The sequence below is a fragment of the Bradyrhizobium sp. CCGB12 genome, assembly GCF_024199845.1.
Taxonomy (GTDB): domain Bacteria; phylum Pseudomonadota; class Alphaproteobacteria; order Rhizobiales; family Xanthobacteraceae; genus Bradyrhizobium.
In genome coordinates this window covers 1,436,779-1,460,096 of record NZ_JANADO010000001.1, presented here as the reverse complement: position 1 = coordinate 1,460,096, position 23,318 = coordinate 1,436,779, and the positions used below count along the sequence as shown (strand labels likewise).

Annotated in this window: 20 protein-coding genes and 1 pseudogene; 11 read left to right on the top strand and 10 right to left on the bottom strand. The window is 64.3% G+C overall.

Annotation, left to right across the window (positions count from 1 at the left end; all coding sequences use genetic code 11):
• The first annotated feature begins 232 nt into the window (after positions 1-232).
• Genes flgF through flgH form a run of 4 tightly spaced genes read left to right on the top strand, consistent with a single transcriptional unit; the run spans position 233 to position 3,713 of the window.
• Entirely contained in the window at positions 233-994 is a 762-nt protein-coding gene (gene flgF, locus NLM27_RS06725) for a flagellar basal-body rod protein FlgF (RefSeq protein WP_254142604.1), read from the top strand.
• Between the two features lie 16 nt (positions 995-1,010).
• Positions 1,011-1,799, top strand: coding sequence for a flagellar basal-body rod protein FlgG (gene flgG, locus NLM27_RS06720; RefSeq protein WP_254142603.1), 789 nt, complete (start codon positions 1,011-1,013; stop codon positions 1,797-1,799).
• A gap of 9 nt (positions 1,800-1,808) precedes the next feature.
• Entirely contained in the window at positions 1,809-2,942 is a 1,134-nt protein-coding gene (gene flgA / locus NLM27_RS06715; protein WP_254142602.1) for a flagellar basal body P-ring formation chaperone FlgA, read from the top strand.
• Between the two features lie 9 nt (positions 2,943-2,951).
• Complete coding sequence (gene flgH / locus NLM27_RS06710; RefSeq protein WP_254142601.1) at positions 2,952-3,713, top strand: flagellar basal body L-ring protein FlgH; 762 nt, start codon at positions 2,952-2,954, stop codon at positions 3,711-3,713.
• Between the two features lie 388 nt (positions 3,714-4,101).
• On the opposite strand, the gene NLM27_RS06705 is transcribed toward flgH, so the two are convergent.
• Together NLM27_RS06705 and NLM27_RS06700 are read right to left on the bottom strand one after the other, a co-directional pair.
• Positions 4,102-4,881 (bottom strand): 2-keto-4-pentenoate hydratase, encoded by a 780-nt coding sequence (locus NLM27_RS06705; protein WP_254142600.1) that lies wholly within the window; start codon positions 4,879-4,881, stop codon positions 4,102-4,104.
• 84 nt (positions 4,882-4,965) lie between these two features.
• Positions 4,966-5,986 (bottom strand): annotated as a pseudogene (locus NLM27_RS06700) (SDR family oxidoreductase).
• Positions 5,987-6,077: 91 nt separating this feature from the next.
• Between NLM27_RS06700 and NLM27_RS06695 the strand changes: the two are divergent.
• On the top strand, positions 6,078-6,476 hold the full coding sequence (locus NLM27_RS06695) for a helix-turn-helix domain-containing protein (protein WP_254142599.1): 399 nt from the start codon (positions 6,078-6,080) through the stop codon (positions 6,474-6,476).
• A 299-nt stretch (positions 6,477-6,775) separates the two neighbouring features.
• Here NLM27_RS06695 and dksA read toward each other — a convergent pair whose 3' ends face one another.
• Both dksA and NLM27_RS06685 read right to left on the bottom strand, forming a co-directional pair.
• A complete protein-coding gene (gene dksA, locus NLM27_RS06690) occupies positions 6,776-7,141 on the bottom strand; it encodes an RNA polymerase-binding protein DksA (RefSeq protein ID WP_008554760.1) in 366 nt (121 codons plus the stop codon).
• A gap of 215 nt (positions 7,142-7,356) precedes the next feature.
• The gene (locus NLM27_RS06685) at positions 7,357-7,968 is read right to left on the bottom strand and encodes an NAD(P)-dependent oxidoreductase (RefSeq protein ID WP_254142598.1); all 612 of its coding nucleotides are present in this window, start codon (positions 7,966-7,968) and stop codon (positions 7,357-7,359) included.
• Positions 7,969-8,119: 151 nt separating this feature from the next.
• Here NLM27_RS06685 and NLM27_RS06680 point away from each other — a divergent pair, with 151 nt between their 5' ends.
• Positions 8,120-8,491, top strand: coding sequence for a helix-turn-helix domain-containing protein (locus NLM27_RS06680; protein ID WP_091898026.1), 372 nt, complete (start codon positions 8,120-8,122; stop codon positions 8,489-8,491).
• An 82-nt stretch (positions 8,492-8,573) separates the two neighbouring features.
• Here the strand turns inward: NLM27_RS06680 and NLM27_RS06675 are convergent, their stop codons facing one another.
• A complete protein-coding gene (locus tag NLM27_RS06675) occupies positions 8,574-8,987 on the bottom strand; it encodes a flagellar assembly protein FliX (RefSeq protein ID WP_254142597.1) in 414 nt (137 codons plus the stop codon).
• Between the two features lie 284 nt (positions 8,988-9,271).
• Here NLM27_RS06675 and NLM27_RS06670 point away from each other — a divergent pair, with 284 nt between their 5' ends.
• From NLM27_RS06670 to NLM27_RS06655, 4 genes are all read left to right on the top strand, one after another.
• Positions 9,272-10,396 (top strand): flagellar basal body P-ring protein FlgI, encoded by a 1,125-nt coding sequence (locus tag NLM27_RS06670; RefSeq protein ID WP_254142596.1) that lies wholly within the window; start codon positions 9,272-9,274, stop codon positions 10,394-10,396.
• A complete protein-coding gene (flgJ, locus tag NLM27_RS06665) occupies positions 10,396-10,764 on the top strand; it encodes a flagellar assembly peptidoglycan hydrolase FlgJ (RefSeq protein WP_181769427.1) in 369 nt (122 codons plus the stop codon). Before NLM27_RS06670 ends, flgJ begins: the two co-directional genes overlap by 1 nt.
• 11 nt (positions 10,765-10,775) lie before the next feature.
• On the top strand, positions 10,776-11,273 hold the full coding sequence (locus NLM27_RS06660) for a hypothetical protein (protein WP_254142595.1): 498 nt from the start codon (positions 10,776-10,778) through the stop codon (positions 11,271-11,273).
• A 160-nt stretch (positions 11,274-11,433) separates the two neighbouring features.
• Positions 11,434-11,793: a hypothetical protein gene (locus NLM27_RS06655; protein ID WP_254142594.1), complete on the top strand. Its 360-nt coding sequence runs from the start codon at positions 11,434-11,436 to the stop codon at positions 11,791-11,793.
• A gap of 50 nt (positions 11,794-11,843) precedes the next feature.
• Here NLM27_RS06655 and flaF read toward each other — a convergent pair whose 3' ends face one another.
• From flaF to NLM27_RS06630, 5 genes are all read right to left on the bottom strand, one after another.
• Positions 11,844-12,212, bottom strand: coding sequence for a flagellar biosynthesis regulator FlaF (gene flaF / locus NLM27_RS06650; RefSeq protein ID WP_008554779.1), 369 nt, complete (start codon positions 12,210-12,212; stop codon positions 11,844-11,846).
• Positions 12,213-12,505: 293 nt separating this feature from the next.
• Entirely contained in the window at positions 12,506-14,794 is a 2,289-nt protein-coding gene (locus NLM27_RS06645; protein ID WP_254142593.1) for a DUF1522 domain-containing protein, read from the bottom strand.
• A 219-nt stretch (positions 14,795-15,013) separates the two neighbouring features.
• Entirely contained in the window at positions 15,014-17,302 is a 2,289-nt protein-coding gene (locus NLM27_RS06640; protein WP_254142592.1) for a DUF1522 domain-containing protein, read from the bottom strand.
• Positions 17,303-17,627: 325 nt separating this feature from the next.
• Positions 17,628-19,916, bottom strand: coding sequence for a DUF1522 domain-containing protein (locus NLM27_RS06635; RefSeq protein WP_254142591.1), 2,289 nt, complete (start codon positions 19,914-19,916; stop codon positions 17,628-17,630).
• Positions 19,917-20,277: 361 nt separating this feature from the next.
• The gene (locus NLM27_RS06630; protein ID WP_254142590.1) at positions 20,278-22,566 is read right to left on the bottom strand and encodes a DUF1522 domain-containing protein; all 2,289 of its coding nucleotides are present in this window, start codon (positions 22,564-22,566) and stop codon (positions 20,278-20,280) included.
• Between the two features lie 321 nt (positions 22,567-22,887).
• On the opposite strand from NLM27_RS06630, the gene flbT reads away from it, so the two are divergent.
• Positions 22,888-23,310 carry a flagellar biosynthesis repressor FlbT gene (gene flbT, locus NLM27_RS06625; RefSeq protein WP_254142589.1) on the top strand — a complete coding sequence of 141 codons (423 nt, stop codon included), beginning with the start codon at positions 22,888-22,890 and terminating at the stop codon, positions 23,308-23,310.
• The last annotated feature ends 8 nt before the right edge of the window (positions 23,311-23,318 follow it).

Here is a 23,318-nt window from a genome sequence, read left to right as displayed (position 1 = left end):
CGCTAGGAAAAATCTGCCGGGCAAACATGGCTAACAGAACCTTTCTGCCGGCCTCCCGCGCCCCTCAAAATTCATCAAGCGATTGAAATTACGTGATTTTTCGAGTTGGCACGGCTTTCGCTGAGAAGGGACCGAGGCCGGCGGTTTGGGAGAACCAGACGGTCTCGTTCACGGGGTCCGCCAAGGCGCTTGGGAGAGCGAGGTGGCAGATCTCACTCAGGGGAGATTTCCGATGCAGAACGCGCTTCTGATCGGCTTGTCACGGCAGATGACGTTGGAACGGCAGATGGATGTCATCGCCAACAACGTCGCCAATGCCAACACCAACGGCTTCAAGGCCGACCATTCGCTGTTCGAGGAGTACCTCAACTCGAACGCGCGTGAAGACAATTTCATGGGCCCGGACCGGCGCGTCTCCTATGTGCAGGACCGCGGCACCTTCCGCGACGTCGGCCAGGGGCCGATGGAGGCGACCAACAACCCGCTCGACATGGCGATCGACGGCAACGCCTATTTCGCGGTGCAGGCCAATGGCGGCGAGCGTTACACCCGCGACGGCAAATTCTCGCTCAACAGCACCGGCCAGCTCGTCACCTCCGACGGCAGCCTCGTGCTCGGCACCGGCGGCCCGATCACCTTCCAGCCGACCGACCACGACATCAACGTCGCACCCGACGGCACCGTCACGGTGCTCGAGGGCACGGCGAAGACCGACTCGATCCGCGGCAAGATCCGCATGGCCTCGTTCGACGATCCGACCAAGCTGACCAAACTCGGGGCCAATCTCTATGACGTGGGCTCCGCCGTCCAGCAGCCCGACACCCGGTCCACCGTGCGCCAGGGCTATGTCGAGAAGTCGAACGTCAATTCGGTCGGCGAGATGACCCGCATGGTCGAAGTCATGCGCAGCTACACCGCCATCGCCAATCTGCTCCAGCAGCAGAGCGACCTCCACAAATCGGCGATCGAGAAGCTCGCCGACGTTCCGGCCTGATTAGGGGAGAACTGACATGCAGGCGCTTCACACCGCAGCGACCGGAATGGCGGCACAGGAACTCAACGTTCAGGTGATCTCCAACAACATCGCGAACCTTCGCACCACCGGCTTCAAGAAGCAGACCGCGTCGTTCCAGGACCTGATCTACGAACACGTGCGCCGCGTCGGCGCGCAGGCCTCCGACCAAGGCACCATCGTGCCGGTCGGCGTCGACATCGGTGGCGGCGTCAAGACCGTCGGCACGCCGCGCAGCATGACGCAGGGCACGCTGTCGCAGACCGGCAACGATCTCGACCTCGCCGTCTCGGGCGAAGGCTTCTTCAAGATCCTGATGCCTGACGGCACCTACCAGTACACCCGCGACGGCACCTTCCAGATGGACAATCAGGGCCGCGTCGTCACCGCACAGGGCAACCCGGTGCAGCCGACCATCACCATCCCGAACAACGCATCGGGCCTCGCCGTCAACGAGCAGGGCCAGGTCTCGGTGACGCTGCCGGGCTCGTCGACCTCGACCATTCTCGGCCAGATCGGCCTGACCCGCTTCATCAACAAGGCCGGCCTCCAGCCCGTCGGCAGCAATCAGTTCACCGAGACGCCCTCCTCCGGCCCGCCCCAGGACGGCACCGCGACCGCCGAAGGTTACGGCAAGATCACGCAAGGCAGCCTCGAGCAGGCCAATGTCGACGTCGTCTCCGAGATGAGCGACCTGATCGCGGCCCAGCGCGCCTATGAGATGAACGCCAAGGTGATCAGCGCCGCCGACCAGATGATGCAATCGACCACGGCACTGTTCCGCTGAGTGATGACGATGATCCGGATCACCCTCGCCACGATCTCCGCCCTTCTCGCGCTGGCGCTGCCGGCCGCGGCGGCCGACGATTTCATCGCGACGCCGACGCTGCGCGCGAGCGTTGCCGTGACCTCGGACGTGGTGCGGGTCGGCGATCTCATCGACAACGCAGGATCTGCCGCGCTGATCCCGGTCTACCGCTCGCCCGATCTCGGCACCACCGGCACGCTGACGGTCGCGCAGGTGCTGTCGGTGCTCCGCGCAAAACAGGTGATCGGCGTGATGACCGGCGACATCAAGGAGGTCCAGGTCACCCGCCTCGCCCGTACGCTCGCCAACAAGGACCTCGAAAACGCGGTCGCTTCCGCGCTCGAGCGCCGCTTCGGCCTCGGGGACGCCGCCAACATCACCGTCACGTTCGACCGCGGCATCTCCGACATGCGGCTGGATGCCTCCAACAGCGGCGCGCTCCAGCCGGTCGCAACCCGCTATGACGCCCGCAGCGGCCGTTTCGACATCGCCTTCGAGATCAACAACGACAACCATCCGACGCCGACCAAGCTCCGCTTCACCGGCACCGCGATCGAGACGGTGGAAGTGGCCGTACTGACGCGCGACATCGACCGCACCGAGCTCTTGAAATCCTCCGACGTCTCGTTGGAGCGCCGGCCGAAGGCCGAGGTCACCGGCGAGCCCGCCTCGCGCGACCGCACCATCGGAATGCAGCTGCGCCGGGCGATGCGGGCAGGCATGCCGATCCGCGTCGCCGACATCGTCAAGCCCGACTTCGTGGTGCGCGACCAATCCGTCACCATCATCTACCAGGTGCCCGGCCTCTACCTCACCACGCGCGGCAAGGCGATCGAGAGCGGCGCTGAAGGCGACACCGTCAGCGTCCTCAATTTGCAATCCAAGCGCACGCTGACCGGCGTTGTCACCGGCCGCGGCCAGGTCACCGTGCTGGGCGCCAGCCAGTCCGCGCCGATGGCTTCGGCAGTCGAGCAGACCTCCTCGCTTAAGCGCGACGAAGCACCGGCCCCCGTCGACACCGCAGCTCTCCTCCGGAACCTGGTCCAGACCCCCGCGTCGCCGGCCCAGATCGCAGAAGCCCAGATCCCGCAAGCTCGCGTCTCGCAAGCTCAAGCAAAGTAAGAGTTAGTCATGTCTGCTTTCAGTTCGGCTTACCGTCTTCGTCGCATCGCGATCTCTGCCCTGCTGCTTGCCTCTTGCGCGCTGGGCGGCTGCTCCTCGATCGACCGCCTGTCGCAGATCGGCGAGCAACCGAAGCTCTCGGCGATCGACAATCCGACCACGCAGCCCGGCTACAAGCCGGTGCAGATGCCTATGCCGAAGCCGGAGGTCGCCTCCTACAATCCGAACTCGCTGTGGCGCAACGGCAGCCGCGCCTTCTTCAAGGACCAGCGCGCCCGCCAGGTCGGCGACCTCCTGACCGTGACCGTGAATATCACCGACAAGGCCAACCTCTCCAACGAGACCCAGCGCAGCCGCACCGCCTCGGAAGATTCGGGCATTTCGGATTTTATCGGCAGCCAGACGATCACGCAGCCGCTCAAGGTCCTGCCCGGTCGCCTTCTCACCACCGACTCGACCTCCTCCAGCGACGGCAAAGGCTCGGTCAATCGGCAGGAAGCATTGCAGACCAACGTCGCTGCCGTCGTGACTCAGGTGCTGCCGAACGGCAACCTCGTGGTCGAAGGGAAGCAGGAGATCCGCGTCAACTACGAGATCCGCGAGCTCATAGTAGCAGGCATCGTCCGCCCCGAAGACATCCAGAGCGACAACACAATCGACTCCTCCAAGATCGCACAGGCACGCATCGCCTATGGCGGCCGCGGCCAGATCATGGACGTGCAGCAACCGCGCTACGGCCAGCAAGTCATGGACGTGCTGCTGCCCTTCTGAGTCACCTCCGAGCTCCCACATCGTGTTCGCGAACCTAGGCGCGAACGACGATGTACTACGCGGCCCTCGCTAGCTCCCCTGGCGAGGGCCGCATGTATTTTGGATCGATGACCGCTGTGAGCCGCGTTTCGTCGCCAGTCAGCGCACTCAGCCGCCGCGCCAACCTCCGTCATTGCGAGCGAAGCGAAGCAATCCAGACTGTCTCCTGCCGAAAGATTCTGGATTGCTTCGTCGCAAGAGCTCCTCGCAATGACGGCGGAGAGCCCCAACGAAAGCCGCGCCTCAGACTCCGTCATTGCGAGCGCAGCGAAGCAATCCAGACTGCTTCCGCGGAAAGACTCTGGATTGCTTCGTCGCAAGGGCTCCTCGCAATGACGACGCGGAGAGATCACGTAAACTTCGCCTCCACCACGCCCAGCCCGTCCAGTTCCATCCGCACCTTGTCGCCGGCCTTCAGCCACAGCGTCTTGACCAGGCTGCCGGTGAGCACGAGCTGCCCCGCGTGCAGGCCCTTGCCCTCGGCGGCGAGATGGTTGGCGAGCCAGGCGAGCGCGTTGTGGGGATGGCCGAGCACGTCGGCGCCGGTGCCGTGACCGGCCTCCTCGCCGTTGACGATGGCGCGACCCTTGACCGCGTTCAGGTCCGGCACGGATGAGCGCGGAACCAGGCGTCCCAGCACACAGCCGGCGGCGAAGAAATCATCGGCGATCAGCGTCGGCGCTCCCATCGTCTCCCACTTCACGTAGCGATCGTCGACGATCTCGATAGCGGGTTGGTAGGCCTCGACGGCCTCGCCGACCCATTCGGCCGTGAACGGCGCCTCGCCCGCGGCAAGGTCGCGCTTCAGCCGCACCGCGATCTCGCATTCGACGCCGACGCGGACATAATTCGAGGCGGCGAGCTTGGCGCCGCTCTCATGGACACCCTTCTGGAACACGCCGCCGCCGCAGGGATGCGGGATGCCGATGTAGTCCTGCATCACCTGGCTGGTGCAGCCGATCTTGTAGCCGACGAGCGGCCCGGCATGGGGCAGCAGGAGATCGTGCAGCGCGCGCTGGATCTGATAGCCCTCAGCTTCATCGGCGGGGGGACGCTCAAGGGGCGCGAGCGGCGCATGGTTGCGGCGCGCCAGCGCGATCGCCTTTGCGGCTTCGAGAATCTTGTCCATCGGCGCCGCCTCCCACGCTACGCATTCAGGGGCGGCAGTGGAGCATCCCCGCACCGGCATGACAAGCGCGGCTGGCGGGCGACCTCACGCCTTGACCAGGCCGAGCCGGATCAGGCTTTCCGCGGTCGAGAGGATCGCCTCCTCGTTGGACCGGGCCTGCCAGCCGAGCACCGACCTCGCCTTGGCGCTGGTGGAATGTCGCACCCTTCCGAGCATCGGTACGACCGCACGCAGCAAGGGAATCCGGCTCGCCGCCAGCCGCACCAGCCAGTCCGGAGCCTGGAGCCGCGGAACCCGGCGCGCCCGTGGCCCGAGTTCCCGCCGCAACAGCGATGTCGAGGATGGACATCGTCTCGCCGGAGACGGCGATGAAGCGCTGGCCCTTGGCCGCGCGCGCCGTCATGGCCCGCAAGTGCAGGTCGGCGACATCGCGGACGTCGACCACGCCGAAATAAACCCGCGGCACCGCCGGCATGGCGCCATCGAGCAGCGATTTGACGATCTCGATCGAGCCGGAAAAGTCCGGCCCCAGCACCGGCCCGAAGATACCGGCGGGGTTGATCACCGACAGCCCCAGCCCGTCCCCTTCGCGCGCGACGAAATCCCAGGCCGCCCGCTCGGCCAAAGTCTTGGACTTGATGTAGGGCTGCACGTCGGCGCCGCCGAGATTGGTCCAGTCGGTCTCGTCAAACGGCGTTTCGCGCGGCGTGTGGCCGTAGCCGATCGCGCCCAGCGACGAGGTGATGACGACGCGCCTGACACCGGCCTCGCGCGCGGCGCGCAACACGCGCAGCGTGCCGTCGCGCGCCGGAATGATCATCTCGTTTTCGTCCTTGGGAACGCTGGTCGACAGCGGCGAGGCGACATGGAGCACGTAATCACAGCCGGCGGCCGCCTCGCGCCAGCCATCGTCCCGGGTGAGGTCCGCGGTGAAGAAAGCCAGGTTCTCCGCAGCCGCCCCGCCCTCGCGCAGCATCGCCAGCACGTCGGCTTGCCGGTCCGGCCGGCGCACCGTAGTTCGCACCGCGTGGCCCGCGGCCAGGAGCTGCAGAACGACATGAACGCCGACGAAGCCCGACCCGCCGGTAACCAGAACAGTGCTCATTGCCAAATTCCCTCGGTATGCGGGCCGGAGAATTCGTTCCATGCCCTGCTCAGGGCCGCATCTGGTCACTATCTCTGTCCGGACAAGTAGAATGGATTTCAAGACCGGTATGGAAAACCTGACCAGCGCTTGCGACCACGACTGCGATTGCAGCCCCGACCCCGCTCTGCTTGCCGACTTCAAGCGCGCCATCCACGCGCTCGGCGGCAAGTGGAAACTCGAGATCCTGTTCGCGCTGATGAACGGCGCGGTTCGTTTCGGCGCGTTGCGGCGGTCGATCGGTGGCATCACCCAGCACATGCTGACCACGCAGCTGCGCGAGCTCGAGCAGGACGGCTTGGTGTTGCGGACCGCCTTCGCGGAGAAGCCGCTGCGCGTGGAGTACGAGCTGACGGACGCGGCCTATGGCCTGCTGCCGGCGTTTAAGGAAATCTTGAGTTGGTCCAGGCTTTATGGGGATGCGCGCCTTGCAGCGTCGCATGAAGCCTGATTGCAGCGATGCGCGATGCAGCTCGATCGGCGCTTCAACAAGCGAATCGATCTCGTTGATGCGACTCGCGAAAACCTCCCGCACCTGAAGTGAAGGCTGTTTCTCATCTGAACTCACGTGAGCTCGGAGCACACTCACGTGAGCTCGGAGCAATGGACTCTAGCCCATTGATCGCGATTCATTTTTCGCGATTGCCCTCGCACGCTGAGACGCGGCGGCAAGCGACAGGCAAAATGCCGACCACGGCGCGAAATGGCGCCTTTCCAAAAATAAAGAGCCGCAACTCTGCGGCTCGGACTCTATTCGTCGCGATAGACCTTCTCGCGTTTCTCGTGGCGCTCCTGTGCTTCCACCGAGAGCGTCGCGATGGGCCGGGCTTCGAGCCGCTTCAACGAGATCGGCTCGCCGGTGTCCTCGCAATAGCCGTAGGTGTTGTCCTCGATCCGCTGGAGCGCGGCGTCGATCTTGGCGATCAACTTGCGCTGGCGATCGCGGGCACGGAGTTCGATGGCGCGGTCGGTTTCGGACGAGGCCCGATCGGCGAGATCGGGGTGGTTCACGTTCTCCTCCTGCAAGGCTTGCAGGGTGAGCTTGGACTCTTTGAGGATCTCATCCTTCCAGGCGAGGAGCTTCAAACGGAAGTACTCCTTCTGCCGGTCGTTCATGAAAGGCTCTTTTTCGGTCGGTCGGTAGTTTTTCAACTTTTCCAAGGGCGGCCTATCTGTCTAATCAACGACTCGCAACGGAAACAGGGTCCGTTGAGCCGGGCCTTATATAGTGGCCTCTTGTGACAGACAATATTTCCCTGCCGCCCCAGTGGCCGCCCCCAAGCCCTTGCACAGGAAGGTTTATCCGCAAAAGCCCGGGGGTGGCCTACGGCTCAGTAGCCGACCGTGAAACGCTGCCTCTGATGGGCGGGCCGCTCGATCTCGTCGGCGAGCGCAATGGCGTAATCGGCGAAGCTGATCCAGCTCTTTCCGTTCGCATCTGCGAGAAGCTGATCGGTCCCGAGTCGGAACTTGGCTGTACGCTCACCCTCGACGAACAGCGCCGACGGCGAGATGAAGGTCCAGTTCAGGTCCATTTCCTGCCTTAGCAGGTCGAGGAAGGCGGAACCCTTTTCAGCCTCGGCCTTGTACTGGGCCGGAAAACCTTCAGTCGTGACCAACTTTACCCCCGGGGCGACCTCCAGGCTGCCAGCACCGCCGACGATGAGGTAACGGCCCACCTCTGAGTCTTTCGCTGCGCCGATCAGCTTGAGCGGATCGCTGGCCAGGAAGTGCACGGAACTCACGGCGACGTCGTGCCCGGCCCACAGCCTGGCAAGGCCGGCCTGATCGAGCACGTCGCCCTTGGTGGGGGTGACGTTCGGCAGAGCCGCAATCTTTTCGGGGTTGCGGGCAATGGCGGTGACGCTATGGCCTCGACGGGACAGTTCCTTGGTGATTTCCGACCCGGCTCGCCCCGAGGCGCCGGCAACTGCGATTTTCATGGAAGGCTCCTTTGCTTCTAAGTAGCTAGCAGTGACTAGATATCGTAAAGAATGCTGGTGTTAAGAGAGCACTTTGTGCTTACCTGATAACGCCGGAGTAACCCGGCGAGCACATTCGCAAGCGACCGGAACGGAATCCGAGGACCCGACGATGAAACCCGACGTCTATGCAGCGAACTGTCCGACGCGCCAGATCCTCGATCGGGTCGGCGACAAATGGGCGGTGCTGATCCTGTTGCTGCTGCGCGAGGAGCCGATGCGCTTCAATCAGTTGCGCCGCACGATTGAGGGCATTTCACAGAAGATGCTGAGCCAGGTTCTCAAATCGCTCGAACGCGACGGCCTGATCAGGCGCCGCGCCATCGCAACCGTGCCTGTCACGGTGGAATATTCCATCACGCAGCTCGGGCTGACGCTCGCCGCGGCCGTCGATCCCCTGCGCGATTGGGCCGAGCAGAATCTGAAAGACGTGCTCGCCGCCCAGCGCCGCTACGACGCCCAGCAGAAGGAAGAAGCGGCGTAGGCCCGTGTGAGGCGACGTGCGGTTTCGGTCAAGCCGGGCGACGACGAGAGATCTTTTAGAGATCGCGGGAGGCGAACTCCGCTTAAGCCTGCCCGGCCTTGGCCAGTTCGACCTCGACGCGCAGCTCGATCTCGGCAAGCACCGCATCGAGACCGGCATCGCCAGAGGACGATTTCAGGTTTGCCGCCGCATCGCGCAGCCGCATCACGGTCGAGGCGTCGAGATTGCCGGACAGTAGCCCCATCTTGAGATCGTCGAGCACGTCGAGCGCGGTCTTGCCGCGGGCGACCGAGCGCTTGCGGCGCTCGACCGGATCCTCCTCGATGCCCTGAAGCGCGAGCAGCCCGTCGAGACTGGCAGCGGCCTTCGGCGCCGCAGTGCTACGCGTCTCCTGCGCCGACGAGGTGTCCGGCAGGACGAAGGTGCCGGAGCCCGTTCGCCTGGTCTGGCTGGCCGGCGTTCCAAGCGTGGTGCCGTTCGGTCCGTAGATGCGCATCGCAGCAATCCGGGTGATCGATGCCTCACCTTCGCCGCTTTATGGTTAACGGGGCGTAAACAGCCCGGCAAAATCTGCCGACAGGCGGCAGTTTCGCTCCTCAGGGCGAACGACCACTGACACCGGTCGAAACAGATTTATTCAACCTATTCAGCCACCTACCTCTCTGCCCCGGGTTGGCACAGCGCTCGCAAGGAAAGCGTCGGACCAGCTCGTCATGGGAGTGTCGCAGACGGTCCGTCGATTTGAGGAGCCTTTTTTTGGGCGGCCTTGGGGAGCAGAGGATGCCAGGCGTTCGTTGGGTGAGGATTGTTGGGGTGGCCTGCGCCGCGCTGTCAGCGCTGGTGCTTTCGGTCACGTCAGCGGCTGCGACCTCGCGCATCAAGGACCTCGCCAACATCGAGGGCGTACGGCAGAACCAGCTCATCGGCTACGGCCTCGTCGTCGGCCTCAATGGCACCGGCGACACGCTCAACAACATCCCCTTCACCAAGCAGTCGCTGCAAGCGATGCTCGAGCGCATGGGCGTCAACATCCGCGGCGCCACCATCCGCACCGGCAACGTCGCCGCCGTGATGGTGACGGGCAACCTGCCGGCCTTCGCTACCCAGGGCACGCGCATGGACGTCACCGTCTCCGCGCTCGGCGACGCCAAGAACCTCCAGGGCGGCACCCTGCTCGTCACGCCCCTGCTCGGCGCCGATGGCAACGTCTATGCTGTCGCGCAAGGCTCGCTCGCGATCTCGGGTTTCCAGGCGGAGGGCGACGCGGCGAAAATCGTACGCGGCGTGCCGACCGTGGGCCGCATCGCCAATGGCGCCATCATCGAGCGCGAGATCGAGTTCGCGCTCAATCGGCTGCCGAATGTGCGCCTGGCGCTGCGCAACGCCGACTTCACCACCGCCAAGCGCATCGCGGCCGCGGTCAACGACTATCTTGGCGTCAAGACGGCCGAGCCGATCGACCCATCGACGGTGCAGCTGTCGATCCCGCCGGAGTTCAAGGGCAACGTCGTCGCCTTCCTCACCGAGATCGAGCAGCTCCAGGTCGATCCCGATCTCGCCGCCAAGATAATCATCGACGAGCGGAGCGGCATCATCGTCATGGGCCGCGACGTCCGTGTCGCTACCGTTGCGGTGGCACAAGGCAACCTCACCGTCACGATCTCCGAGAGCCCCCAGGTGAGCCAGCCCAACCCGTTGTCGCGAGGGCGGACCGTGGTCACGCCGCGCAGCAGCGTCACCGTCACCGAGGACGGGAAAAAACTTGCCGTCGTCAAGGACGGCGTATCGCTCCAGCAACTCGTCGACGGCCTCAACGGCCTCGGCATCGGCCCCCGCGACATGATCAGCATTCTCCAGGCGATCAAGGCCGCCGGCGCAATCGAAGCCGACATCGAGGTGATGTGATGCAGACCAGTGCGATCAACACCCCGCGCGTCGCCAACTCTTCCGCTTTCTCGGTCGAGAGCCGCAACGGCCGGCCGGACTTCGACCTCGCCGCCGCGCTGCAAAAGGTGTCGCCGCAACAGCAGGCCAAGGCGCAGAAGACCGCCACCGATTTCGAGGCAATGTTCCTCAACAGCATGTTCTCGCAGATGACTTCCGGCCTGAAGGGCGAAGGCCCGTTCGGCGATACGCCGGGCACCGGAGTATGGCGTTCGATGCTGACCGAGCAATATTCCAAGAACTTCGCCAAGGCCGGCGGCGTCGGCGTCGCCACCGAAGTCTACCGCACCCTGATCATGCAGCAGGCGAAAACGATCCGCACGGCATAAGGTCAAACGAGATGAACCATTCCAACGCCTCACGTCAGCCGATGCAAGCGCAGCGTCCGAACACCGCGCCTGGCAGCGCCGAGGCGCGCAAGCTCGCCGAGGATCTGATGGATGCGATGAGCGCCCTGCTCGGGCTGATCGAGCGCGAGACCGAGCTCGTTCGCGCCGGCAAGGTCCGCGACGCCATGACGCTCGAGGGCAGGAAGCAGGAGCTGTCGCGAAATTATGTCGGCGCCGTCAGCCAGTTGAAGGCGAACCAGGCGCAGCTCGCGAAGTCCGCGCCCGAGCTGCTCTCGACGCTGCATCGCCACCACGATGCGTTCCGCGCGATGCTTCAGGTCAATCTCACCGTGCTCGCGACCGCGCACGCAGTGTCCGAGAGCGTCGTGCGCGGCGTCAACGCCGAGATCCAAAAGCGCAACGTGCCGAACACCTATACGGCCGCGGGTCGTCGCGCAGCTCCTGGCCCACGCCACATCACGCCGCTCGCGGTCAGCCGCTCGCTCTGAGCGCGCACACGAACAAGAGACAATTTTACGAAAAACCGCGCGGCGATATCGCCGCGTGGTTAGGCACGTTTGCTTACCGGGTCTTCAGTCCTGGTGTTCCATGCTTGCGCAATTAGAGGGGTTGGGATTTGACTCACGACTAGGCAACCAGGAGGCTGCCATGAGTACAGATTTCAGCATCAGGCCGGTGGGGATCCCGGCCCCCGTGCAGATCGTAACGACGTCGAACGCGGCGGCGAACGAGGCTGTGCAAACTGATTTGCCAGTGCGCCAGACGGTCGCCGCGAGCGATACGGGCGCGCCCGTGCGCAATGATTTGCCGAACCACGAGAACGTCTCGCGCCAGGTCGTATTCGACCAGGCGGCCGCGTCTTTCGTCTTCCAGGTCGTCAACGAGAGAACCGACGCAATCGTCAACCAATTCCCCGACGAAGCGATGCTGCGCCGGCGGGCCTATTTCCATGCCCTGGATATGAAGTCCGAACCCTCGCGTCCGCTCAGCACGGACCGCAGCGCCTGACGATCAGGCGTCGAGCGTCGCAACGGCAGTAGCGGTGATGCCGTTGGCCGTCACGGCCGCCCGGACAGGCCAGCAGCGATATTGCGGTTGATCTCGATCAGCGGGCGGAAGTGATCGAATTGAGGGCTCATCTGGAGCGCCGCGGTCTGGCTCAGCACAAACACGCTGATGTTGGCGATCTTCTGCCGGACATCGATCGGCTGCGGATTGTTGTCGCGCATCGCCTCGCTCAAGAAGATGGTCCAGAGCTTGCGGTTGAACATCAGGGCCTGCATGGTCTGCTCGCTGAGCGGATCGGCGTTGTTCACCGCATCCTGGAGCTTGTTCGCGGCCTTGAGCAGGGTCTGTGCCTCGATGTCGCGAGGAGATGCGGTGGTCGTTGCAACGCGCGCGTAAGCCGAGGCAGCAGAATTCGACATCAATCACACCCTGGAAGTTACCTAGCGCGTTGAACGCGCTTAAGGATTTCTTTCCCAACCCTAGGCAGCACCGCTTAAGATTTGCTTACGTGTGTGCTTGGAAGCACTCCGGATAAGTACGGGTCGCGGAGCTCTTCGTCAGCGCAACGTTAGATGCACGCACACACGGAGTAAACTCACTTCACGTGACGCGCATCGATCTGAGCTAATCTTGTGTTAGCGATCTCCCTCAAATGAACGGCGGAGCATTAGCCCCGCCGCGAAATCTCGAATGGCGATCTTGCTCCGCGAAGTTAGCGGAGCAGCTGGAGCACGCTCTGCTGCGACTGGTTGGCCAGCGACAGTGCGGAGACCGCGATGGACTGGCGGGTCGACAGCGCCTGGCTGTTGGCCGCTTCCTCGTTGGTATCGGCGAGCGTCAGATTGGACGAGCCGGTCTGGAGCACGTTGATCAGGTTCTTGGAGAAGTCCTGACGCACCTGCACGATCGACAGATTCGAACCGAGCGTCGAACCTTCCGAGCGCAACGTGCTCGAGGCCGCATTCAGGCTGGCCAGCACCTTGTTGGTGGCGCCGTTGTCGATGAAGTCGACGCCGTTGACGAGGTTGCTGAGGCCGAGGCCGGCCGCGTTGAACACCACGCCGTTGATGCCGAGCGTCGAGCTGCCGGTCTCGTTGAAGACGAGCTTCAGCGTATCACCGTTGAGCAGGTTGACGCCGTTGAAGGAGGAATCCTGCGACGTCGTGTCGATCTGGGCCAGAATGTTGTTGAACTGGTTGACCAGATTGGAGCGGGCGGTCTGCGCGACCGGATCCTGGATCGGCGGCTGTGCGGTGGTGAAAGCCAGGACACCGGTGAGCGTGCCGCCGACTGCGCCGCCCGCGACCGTCGAACCGAGCGTCGAAGAGGCGTATTCGTTGACGGTGGTCACCGTGAGCACGCCGTTGGCATCGATCGTCGCCGTCAGGTGATTGGCCTGAAGCTGTGCGTTGAGCTGGTCCAGCGTCTTGACGGTGCCGTTGGTGCCGTCGCCGAAGGTGACGTTGACCGGGGTGCCGCCGTTGAAGGAGGTGAAGGTCAGCGTCTTGCCGCTGATGCCGCCGACGCCCGAGGTGCGCGCCGCGGTGAAGGCGGTTGCCGTTCCCGTGTTGCCGCTGAGGCCGAATGCACTGAGTGCATTGCCGGTGCCGGTGATCGACAGGTCGGCGTTGACGCCGGTGGAGAGCGCAAGCTGGCCGCTGCTGTTGACAGACGACGGGATCTGACCCGCGGTGGTCGACAGCGTCGCCGCGCCGTTGAAGATGCTGGCGGTCTTGACGCCGGTGGCGAGGTCGATCGAGTTGAGCAGGTCGGTCAGCGTCGCGCTCTGGATATAGACCGTCGAGTTGCCGTTGCCGTCGGTAACGATGTTGCCGCTGACGCCGCCCGACGTGACGCCCGCCGCAGATTGCGGCGTCTGCGCGTTCTTGAAGGTGATGGTCTTGCCGTCGATGTTCAGCGTCGAGCCGTCCTGAACGAGGCTGCCGAGCGAACCCGCAGTGGTCGAGCGGGCCGCAGTGACGTTGGCATTGCCGGCGCCGGTCGCGGACGTCAGACCAAGCGCCTTGAGGAAGTCGGCCTTTCCGGTCACGCTCAGATCGGCGCCGGTCGAACTCTTCAGCGTAGTTGCACCCGCCGTGATCGATGATGGCACCTGCAGCGTGCCGACGGGACCGGCCGCGCCGCTGACGGCGATGGTCGCCGCGCTTGCGCTGATGGTTGCGGTCTTGACACCGCTGGCGAGGTCGATCGCCGTGAGGACGTCGTTGACGGTCGCGCCGGGCGCAGCCGCCGTTCCCTCGTAGACGATCGAATTGCCGTTACCGTCGGTGGCGATGTGCCCGCTGGCGTCGAGGCCCCAGCCGGTTGGCTGCGTGCTCGGAGCGATGCCGGTGCGGAAGGTGATGGTCTTGCCGTTCACCGTGATGGTGTCGCCGTCCGCGGGCGGCGTGCTGAAAGTGGCCGATGCCGTGGTGCCGAGCAGCGTGGCGGTGCCGGACAGCGCGGTGGTGCCGTCGGCGGCGAGCGCTGCCGTGCCGGTAAAGGTGCCGGCGCTCGAGCCCAGCGAGGCGCCGAGCGCGGCAGTTCCGGTGACCGGGGTCGTGCCGCCGGCTGCACCGGTATAGAGCACGTTGCTCTTTGCGGTCGCGCTCGCATAAGAGGTCGTGCCGCGAAGGTCGGCGGGCGTCGCACCGGGAATTGTGGTGGAGACGTTCGACTTGGTGGAATAGCCGACCGTGGTCTGGAGCGCCTGGTTGGCGATCGATTTCGCGCTGTCGATCAGCTTCTGCAGTGAGGTGATGCCGGTGTTGGCGGCCTGGAGCACCTGCACACCGTTGTTGATGCCGTCGAGCAGGTTGCTGATGTCGCTCGCCCGGTTGTCCAATCCCTGCGCCGTGAAGAAGTTGGTGGGATTGTCGAGCGCTGTATTGACCTTCTTGCCGGTCGACAGCCGTTCCTGCGTCGTGGCCAGCAAGTCGGCCGTCGACTGCAGCGACAACAGGTTCTGGCGAACTGACGCCGAGAGAACGATGTTGGACATTGGCGAGTCTTCCTCTTGAACCGGATACGAATCGGCCGCGCGGTCTGGAAAGCGGGCTTTTGTCCAGTTTTAGGAGGTGTCCTTTAAAGTATGGTTAACGCCGGTTTAAGCGATAGGGTTAATGGCGGGTGAACGCCCCTGCCCGCCTCCGGACGCAAAAAAGAGCAGCGGGGAAGGTAGCCCCGCCGCTCGATTTTATTCAGTTATTTCAGTCGCTTATTAGCGAAGCAGCTGGAGCACGCTCTGCTGCGAGGTGTTGGCCAGCGACAGCGCGGAGACCGCGATCGACTGGCGGGTCGACAGCGCCTGGCTGTTGGCCGCCTCGACGTTGGTGTCGGCCAGCGTCAGGTTGGACGAGCCGGTCTGCAGCACGTTGATCAGGTTCTTGTTGAAGTCCTGACGGATCTGCACCACCGAGAGGTTCGAGCCCAGGCTCGAAGCTTCCGAGCGCAGCGTGCTCGACGCCGCGTTCAGGTTGGTCAGCACCCTGTTGGCCGCGGCGTTGTCGATGAAGTCGACCCCGACGGTCAGTGCGGCGAGGCCCAGACCCTTGGAATTGTAGGTCACACCCGTGATGTTCAGGCTCGACTTGCCGGTCTCGTCGAACACCAGCTTGAGCTGGTCGCCGTTCAGGAGGTTGACACCGTTGAACGAGGAGTCTTGCGAGGTCGTGTCGATCTGGTTCAGGATGTTGTTGTACTGAGACACCAGGTTGGCGCGGGCCGTCTGCGCAACCGCATCCTGGACGGGGGTGGAAGCCGTCGAGAACGTCAGGGCCGACGTGAGCGTGCCGCCGATCGCGCCGCCCGCTGCCGTCGAGCCGAGCGTCGAGGACGCATAGTCGTTGGACGCGGTGATGGTCAGCAGGCCGTTGGCGTCGATCGTCGCGGACAGGTTGTTGGCCTGAAGCTTCGAGTTGAGCTGGTCGAGCGTCTTGACCGTGCCGTTGGTGCCGTCGCCGAAGGTGACGTTGACCGCCGTGCCGCCGTTGAAGGAGGTGAAGGTCAATGTCTTCCCGGCGATGCCGCCGATGCCGGAGGTGCGGGCCGCGGTGAATGCCGTCGCGTTGCCGGTGTTGCCGGCGAGGCCAAACACGTTCAGCGCGTTGCCGGTGCCGGTGATCGACAAATCAGCGTTGACGCCGGTCGAGAGCTTGAGCTGACCGGACGTATTGATCGTCGAATTTGACTGGCCGGTCGCCGTCACCAGCGATGCGGTGCCGTTGGCGTTGACCGTCGCAGTCTGCACGCCGGTGGCAAGGTCGATCGCCTTCAAGACGTCGTTGACCGTGCCGGCCTGCAGATAGACCGTCGAGTTGCCGTTGCCGTCGGTGAGGACGTTGCCGCTGACGCCGAAGCCACTCGGAACACTCGGCGCACCGGTCGAGCCCGGGATCGGCGCGTTCTTGAACGAGATGACGTGACCATTGACGTTCAGCGTCGAGCCGTCCGCGATGGTCGCACCCAGCGAGTTCGCGCTCGTGGTCCGGTTGACGTTGACCGTGGCATTTCCTGCACCGGTGGACGTGGTGAGACCGAGAGCCTTGAGCAGGTCAGCCTTGCCGGTGACGCTCAGATCCGCACCCGTCGAGCTCTTCAGCGTGACGGCGCCGCCGGCAGCGGTCGAGACCGCAGCACCTGGCTGGCTGGCACTCACGGAGATCGTCGCAGCGCCCGAAGTGATCGAAACCGTCTTCACGCCGCTGGCGAGGTCGATTGCCGACAACAGATCGTTGACGGTCGCCGCCGGGGTGCCCGCGGTACCGAGATAGACGGTGGTGTTGCCGTTGCCATCGGTGACGAGGTTGCCGCTGACACCCGAGCCGGCCGGAACGGCCGTCGACGCCGGAGCAGCACCCGAACGGAAGGTGATGGTCTTGCCGTTGACGGTCAGCGTGTCGCCGTCGGCAGGCTGGGCGTTGCCGGCGAGGCCGGTCGCGGTCGTGCCGTTGGTGGCAATCAGGGTGATGGTGCCGGTCAGGGCCGTGGTGCCGTCGCCGGCGGTTGCGCCGGTGCTTGCGAAGGAACCGATGGTGGCGCCGAGCGTGGTGGTGCCGGTCGCCGCGGTGGTGCCGCCCGCCGTGCCGTTATACAGCACGTTGCTGCTCGCCGTCGCGCTGGCGAAGCTCGTGGTGCCGCGCAGGTCGGCCGCGGTCGCACCGGCGATCGTGGTGGAGACGTTGGACTTGGTGGAGTAGCCGACCGTGGTCTGCAGCGCCTGGTTGGCGATCGACTTGGCGCTGTCGATCAGCTTCTGCAGCGAGGTCAGGCCGGTGTTGGCAGCCTGCAGCACCTGGACGCCGTTGGCGATGCCGTCGAGCAGGTTGTTGATGTCGCTGGCGCGGTTGTCGAGCGACTGTGCCGTGAAGAAGTTGGTGGGATTGTCCAGGGCCGAGTTGACGCTCTTGCCGGTCGACAGACGGTTCTGTGTGGTGGCGAGAAGATCGGCGGTGGACTGGAGAGAGAGCAGGTTCTGACGAACCGACGCAGAGAGAACAATACCGGACATGACTCTTACCCTTCTGGCTTACGCGTCTTCGTTCGATCGCTTCTGGATCGAGTGACGGCCACAGGGTGCGCTGACATGGCTAACAAAGCGTGAAACGCTCCTCGCTCTCATAAGCGCCGGTTCACCATAAGCCGGTCGGACGCGTTGGTTGGCCCCGCAATCAGTCTGAAATCATTCGCGATTTTCTCCGCTTACTCTCCATTAACCATAACCGCTGGTTACTTTTTCGATCCCTGCCCGCATCATCGAAAAAGTTTCGGCCAATGAAAAAGGCGGCGGGGCCAAAGCCCCGCCGCCGGATCTTGCTTGCAATGTCGTCCGCTTGTTAGCGGAGCAGCTGGAGCACGCTCTGCTGCGACTGGTTGGCCAGCGACAGCGCGGAGACCGCGATCGACTGGCGGGTCGACAGCGCCTGGCTGTTGGCCGCTTCGACATTGGTGTCGGCCAGCGTCAGGTTGGACGAGCCGGTCTGCAGCACGTTGATCAGGTTCTTGTTGAAGTCCTGACGAACCTGCACGATCGTCAAGTTCGAGCCCAGAGCCGAGGCTTCCGAGCGCAGCGTGCTCGACGCCGAGTTCAGGTTGGTCAGCACCTTGTTGGTAGCAGCGTTGTCGATGAAGTCGACACCGCTGGTCAGCGCGGCGAGGCCCAGACCCTTGGAGTTGTAGGTCACACCCGTGATGCTCAGGCTCGACTTGGCCGTCTCGTCGAACACCAGCTTGAGCTGGTCGCCGTTCAAGAGGTTGACGCCGTTGAACGAGGAGTCCTGCGCGGTCGAGTCGATTTGCTGGAGGATGTTGTTGTACTGGTTGACCAGGTTCGCACGCGACGTCTGGGCAACGGTGTCCTGGACGGGGCTGGAAGCCGTCGAGAACGTCAGCGCCGTCGTGAGCGTGCCGCCGATCGCACCACCTGCGGCGCTCGATCCGATGGTCGAGGACGCGTAGTCGTTGGTGGTCGAGATCGTCAGCAGGCCGTTGGCGTCGATCGTCGCGGACAGGTTGTTGGCCTGAAGCTTCGAGTTGAGCTGATCGAGCGTCTTGACCGTGCCGTTGGTGCCGTCGCCGAAGGTGACGTTGACCGCCGTGCCCGCGTTGAAGGAGGAGAAGGTCAAGGTCTTGCCGCTGAGGCCGCCGACGCCCGAGGTGCGCGCCGCGGTGAAGGCGGTCGCGGTCCCGGTGTTGCCGGCGAGGCCCAGCGCGTTCAGCGCATTGCCGGTGCCCGTGACCGACAGGTCGGCATTGACGCCGGTCGAGAGCTTGAGCTGACCGGAGGCGTTGATCGACGAGTTGGTCTGGCCGGTCGCCGTCACCAGCGACGCGGTGCCGTTGGCGTTGACCGTCGCAGTCTGCACGCCGGTGGCAAGGTCGATCGCCTTCAGCACGTCGTTGAGCGTGCCGGCCTGCAGATAGACTGTCGAGTTGCCATTACCGTCGGTGAGGACGTTACCGCTCGCACCGTAACCGCTCGGAACGCTCGGCGCACCGGTCGAGCCCGGGATCGGCGCGTTCTTGAAGGTGATGACGTGACCATTGACGTTCAGCGTCGAGCCGTCCGCGATGGTCGCACCCAGCGAGGCTGCGCTCGTGGTCCGGTTGACGTTGACGGTGGCGTTGCCGCCGCCCACGGCCGTCGTCAGGCCAAGCGCCTTGAGCAGGTCGGCCTTGCCGGTGACGCTCAGATCCGCACCCGTCGAGCTCTTCAGCGTGACGGCGCCGCCGGCAGCGGTCGAGACCGCAGCACCTGGCTGGCTGGCGCTCACGGCGATCGTCGCAGCGCCGGAGCTGATGGACACCGTCTTCACGCCGCTGGCGAGATCAATCGCGCTCAACAGATCGTTGACGGTCGCCGCCGGAGTGCCAGCGGTGCCGAGATAGACGGTGGTGTTGCCGTTGCCGTCGGTGACGAGGTTGCCGCTGACGCCCGAGCCGGTCGGAACGCCGGTCGACGCCGGCGCCGAGCCGCTGCGGAAGGTGATGGTCTTGCCGTTCACGGTCAGCGTGTCGCCGTCGGCGGGCTGCGCGTTGCCGGCGAGGCCCGTTGCGGTCGTGCCCGAGGTGGCGATCAGGGTGATGGTGCCGGTCAGGGCCGTGGTGCCGTCGCCGGCGGTTGCGCCAGTGCTTGCAAAGGAGCCGATGGTGGCGCCGAGCGTGGTGGTGCCGGTCGCCGCCGTCGTGCCGCCGGCCGCGCCGCTAAACACGACGTTGCTGCTCGCCGTCGCGCTGGCGTAGGAGGTCGTGCCGCGCAAATCGGCCGCCGTCGCACCCGAGATGGTGGTGGAGACGTTCGACTTGGTGGAGTAGCCGACGGTGGTCTGCAGCGCCTGGTTGGCGATCGACTTGGCGCTGTCGATCAGCTTCTGCAGCGAGGTGATGCCGGTGTTGGCGGCCTGCAGCACCTGGACGCCGTTGGCGATGCCGTCGAGCAGGTTGTTGATGTCGCTGGCGCGGTTGTCGAGCGACTGTGCCGTGAAGAAGTTGGTGGGATTGTCCAGGGCCGAGTTGACGCTCTTGCCGGTCGACAGACGGCTCTGCGTGGTGGCGAGAAGATCAGCGGTGGACTGGAGAGAAAGCAGGTTCTGACGAACCGACGAAGAGAGAACGATACCGGACATTGATTGTTACCCTTCTGGTACGCAACGCAACAAACTTCGATTAGGATTAATCGATGGCCGGGACGGTGAACGCAGACGGCTAACAAAGCATGAAGCGTGTCGCGCCAATCCTTGCGCGGATTCACCATACGGGCGATCAGAGCCGATCAGGCTCCGCCCATATCATCATGATAGGATGGCGCTTTTCCGTGCAACGCGCCGGTATTTGCGACTTGTCAACCATAACTGAGAGTGAGCAATTGGCTGCATCCGAATGCATCGCGTCCGCTTTGCCGAGCGGCACTCTGATGCCGCGCAAAAAGAAAGCGGCGGGACCGAAGCCCCGCCGCCGCCGGATCTTGCTTGCGATGTCGTCCGCTTGTTAGCGGAGCAGCTGGAGCACGCTCTGCTGCGACTGGTTGGCCAGCGACAGCGCGGAGACCGCGATCGACTGGCGAGTCGACAGCGCCTGGCTGTTGGCCGCTTCGGTGTTGGTGTCGGCCAGCGTCAGGTTGGACGAACCGGTCTGCAGCACGTTGATCAGGCTCTTGTTGAAGTCCTGACGAACCTGCACCACCGAGAGGTTCGAACCGAGGCTCGAAGCTTCCGAGCGCAGCGTGCTGGACGCGGCGTTCAGGTTGGTCAGCACCTTGTTGGTGGCAGCGTTGTCGATGAAGTCGACACCGCTGGTCAGCGCAGCAAGGCCCAGACCCTTGGAGTTGTAGGTCACACCCGTGATGCTCAGGTTCGACTTGCCGGTCTCGTCGAACACCAGCTTGAGCTGGTCGCCGTTCAAGAGGTTGACACCGTTGAACGAGGAGTCCTGCGAGGTCGTGTCGATCTGGTTCAGGATGTTGTTGTACTGAGACACCAGGTTCGCACGCGAGGTCTGGGCAACGGTGTCCTGAACGGGGGTGGAAGCCGTCGAGAAGGTCAGCGACGAGGTCAGCGTGCCGCCGATCGCACCACCCGCGGCGCTCGATCCGATGGTCGAGGACGCGTAGTCGTTGGTGGTCGAGATCGTCAGCAGGCCGTTGGCGTCGATCGTCGCGGACAGGTTGTTGGCCTGAAGCTGCGAGTTGAGCTGATCGAGCGTCTTGACCGTGCCGTTGGTGCCGTCGCCGAAGGTGACGTTGACCGCCGTGCCGCCGTTGAAGGAGGTGAAGGTCAAGGTCTTGCCGTTGATGCCGCCGACGCCGGAGGTGCGCGCCGCGGTGAAGGCGGTCGCAGTCCCGGTGTTGCCGGCAAGGCCGAGCGCGTTCAGCGCATTGCCGGTGCCGGTGACCGACAGGTCGGCATTGACGCCGGTCGAGAGCTTGAGCTGACCGGAGGCATTGATCGACGAGTTGGTCTGGCCGGTCGCCGTCACCAGCGACGCGGTGCCGTTGGCGTTGACCGTCGCAGTCTGCACGCCGGTGGCAAGGTCGATCGCCTTCAGCACGTCGTTGATCGTGCCGGCCTGCAGATAGACTGTCGAGTTGCCATTACCGTCGGTGAGGACGTTACCGCTCGCACCGTAACCGCTCGGAACGCTCGGCGCACCGGTCGAGCCCGGGATCGGCGCGTTCTTGAACGAGATGACGTGACCATTGACGTTCAGCGTCGAGCCGTCCGCGATGGTCGCACCCAGCGAGGCTGCGCTCGTGGTCCGGTTGACGTTGACGGTGGCGTTGCCGCCGCCCACGGCCGTCGTCAGGCCAAGCGCCTTGAGCAGGTCGGCCTTGCCGGTGACGCTCAGATCCGCACCCGTCGAGCTCTTCAGCGTGACGGCGCCGCCGGCAGCGGTCGAGACCGCAGCACCTGGCTGGCTGGCGCTCACGGCGATCGTCGCAGCGCCGGAGCTGATGGACACCGTCTTCACGCCGCTGGCGAGATCAATCGCGCTCAACAGATCGTTGACGGTCGCCGCCGGAGTGCCAGCGGTGCCGAGATAGACGGTGGTGTTGCCGTTGCCGTCGGTGACGAGGTTGCCGCTGACGCCCGAGCCGGTCGGAACGCCGGTCGACGCCGGCGCCGAGCCGCTGCGGAAGGTGATGGTCTTGCCGTTCACGGTCAGCGTGTCGCCGTCGGCGGGCTGCGCGTTGCCGGCGAGGCCCGTTGCGGTCGTGCCCGAGGTGGCGATCAGGGTGATGGTGCCGGTCAGGGCCGTGGTGCCGTCGCCGGCCGTTGCGCCAGTGCTTGCAAAGGAACCGATGGTCGCGCCGAGCGTGGTGGTGCCGGTCGCCGCCGTGGTGCCGCCGGCCGCGCCGCTAAACACGACGTTGCTGCTCGCGGTCGCGCTGGCGAAGCTCGTCGTACCGCGCAAATCGGCCGCCGTCGCACCCGAGATGGTAGCGGAGACGTTGGACTTGGTGGAGTAACCGACGGTGGTCTGCAGCGCCTGGTTGGCGATCGACTTCGCGCTGTCGATCAGCTTCTGCAGCGAGGTGATGCCGGTGTTGGCAGCCTGCAGCACCTGCACGCCGTTGGCGATGCCATCGAGCAGGTTGTTGATGTCGCTGGCGCGGTTGTCGAGCGACTGTGCGGTGAAGAAGTTGGTGGGATTGTCCAGGGCCGAGTTGACGCTCTTGCCGGTCGACAGACGGTTCTGCGTGGTGGCGAGAAGATCAGCGGTGGACTGGAGAGAAAGCAGGTTCTGACGAACCGATGCGGAGAGGACGATACCGGACATGACTCTGTTACCTTTCTGGTAAACGACGCTACTGTTACACGTCTGCTTGGATCGAGATTGACCCAGCGACCGCCGGACCGTGGCGCCGAGACCTCTAACGAAACATGAAATGAAATCGGTGCTTTCGCTGAGTCGGCGCGCGATTCGGCTGATATGGGCACCCGCGCCGTCGGCCCGCCGGATCATTTCAGCGCTGATATGATTGAGCTTTTCTGCGGCGATAGCCGAGATTCACAACTCGTTAACTAATCTTGATGGAGTATTGCGCCCTGATCCGCCGCAACGAACGCTCGGTTACGAAAGCGTTGATGGAGAACAGGCATGGCCCTCAAGGTCGAGCTCAGACCGCACGAACGCATCATCGTCGGTAACTGCGTGATTACCAACACCGACCAGCGCGCCCGCCTCCTGATCGACGGCGACAACGTGCCGATCCTGCGCGAGCGCGACATTCTCACGCCGGAGACCGCAGACACGCCCGCCAAGCTGGTCTATCTGGCGGTCCAGCTCATGTACATCTCGCCCGATCCGCAGACCCAGCACGGCACCTATTTCAACCTGGTGCGCGACATCGTGACCGCGGTGCCGAGCGCCTGGCCGATCATCGAAGCCATCAACAACAATATCCTCAACGGCGACCTCTACCGGGCGCTGAAGGACGCCCGCAAGCTGATCGCCTATGAGGAAAAGTTGCGCGATCAGTTCGAAGCCACGCATCCCAAGACGGAAAGCACCGCCGCCTGACCACACGA

Excerpts from the sequence above, each read along its gene's own strand:
- flgF (WP_254142604.1), top strand. The coding sequence starts at position 233 with ATGCAGAACGCGCTTCTGATCGGCTTGTCACGGCAGATGACGTTGGAA.
- flgG (WP_254142603.1), top strand. The coding sequence starts at position 1,011 with ATGCAGGCGCTTCACACCGCAGCGACCGGAATGGCGGCACAGGAACTC.
- flgA (WP_254142602.1), top strand. The coding sequence starts at position 1,809 with ATGATCCGGATCACCCTCGCCACGATCTCCGCCCTTCTCGCGCTGGCG.
- flgH (WP_254142601.1), top strand. The coding sequence starts at position 2,952 with ATGTCTGCTTTCAGTTCGGCTTACCGTCTTCGTCGCATCGCGATCTCT.
- NLM27_RS06705 (WP_254142600.1), bottom strand. The coding sequence starts at position 4,881 with ATGGACAAGATTCTCGAAGCCGCAAAGGCGATCGCGCTGGCGCGCCGC.
- NLM27_RS06695 (WP_254142599.1), top strand. The coding sequence starts at position 6,078 with ATGGATTTCAAGACCGGTATGGAAAACCTGACCAGCGCTTGCGACCAC.
- dksA (WP_008554760.1), bottom strand. The coding sequence starts at position 7,141 with ATGAACGACCGGCAGAAGGAGTACTTCCGTTTGAAGCTCCTCGCCTGG.
- NLM27_RS06685 (WP_254142598.1), bottom strand. The coding sequence starts at position 7,968 with ATGAAAATCGCAGTTGCCGGCGCCTCGGGGCGAGCCGGGTCGGAAATC.
- NLM27_RS06680 (WP_091898026.1), top strand. The coding sequence starts at position 8,120 with ATGAAACCCGACGTCTATGCAGCGAACTGTCCGACGCGCCAGATCCTC.
- NLM27_RS06675 (WP_254142597.1), bottom strand. The coding sequence starts at position 8,987 with ATGCGCATCTACGGACCGAACGGCACCACGCTTGGAACGCCGGCCAGC.
- NLM27_RS06670 (WP_254142596.1), top strand. The coding sequence starts at position 9,272 with ATGCCAGGCGTTCGTTGGGTGAGGATTGTTGGGGTGGCCTGCGCCGCG.
- flgJ (WP_181769427.1), top strand. The coding sequence starts at position 10,396 with ATGCAGACCAGTGCGATCAACACCCCGCGCGTCGCCAACTCTTCCGCT.
- NLM27_RS06660 (WP_254142595.1), top strand. The coding sequence starts at position 10,776 with ATGAACCATTCCAACGCCTCACGTCAGCCGATGCAAGCGCAGCGTCCG.
- NLM27_RS06655 (WP_254142594.1), top strand. The coding sequence starts at position 11,434 with ATGAGTACAGATTTCAGCATCAGGCCGGTGGGGATCCCGGCCCCCGTG.
- flaF (WP_008554779.1), bottom strand. The coding sequence starts at position 12,212 with ATGTCGAATTCTGCTGCCTCGGCTTACGCGCGCGTTGCAACGACCACC.
- NLM27_RS06645 (WP_254142593.1), bottom strand. The coding sequence starts at position 14,794 with ATGTCCAACATCGTTCTCTCGGCGTCAGTTCGCCAGAACCTGTTGTCG.
- NLM27_RS06640 (WP_254142592.1), bottom strand. The coding sequence starts at position 17,302 with ATGTCCGGTATTGTTCTCTCTGCGTCGGTTCGTCAGAACCTGCTCTCT.
- NLM27_RS06635 (WP_254142591.1), bottom strand. The coding sequence starts at position 19,916 with ATGTCCGGTATCGTTCTCTCTTCGTCGGTTCGTCAGAACCTGCTTTCT.
- NLM27_RS06630 (WP_254142590.1), bottom strand. The coding sequence starts at position 22,566 with ATGTCCGGTATCGTCCTCTCCGCATCGGTTCGTCAGAACCTGCTTTCT.
- flbT (WP_254142589.1), top strand. The coding sequence starts at position 22,888 with ATGGCCCTCAAGGTCGAGCTCAGACCGCACGAACGCATCATCGTCGGT.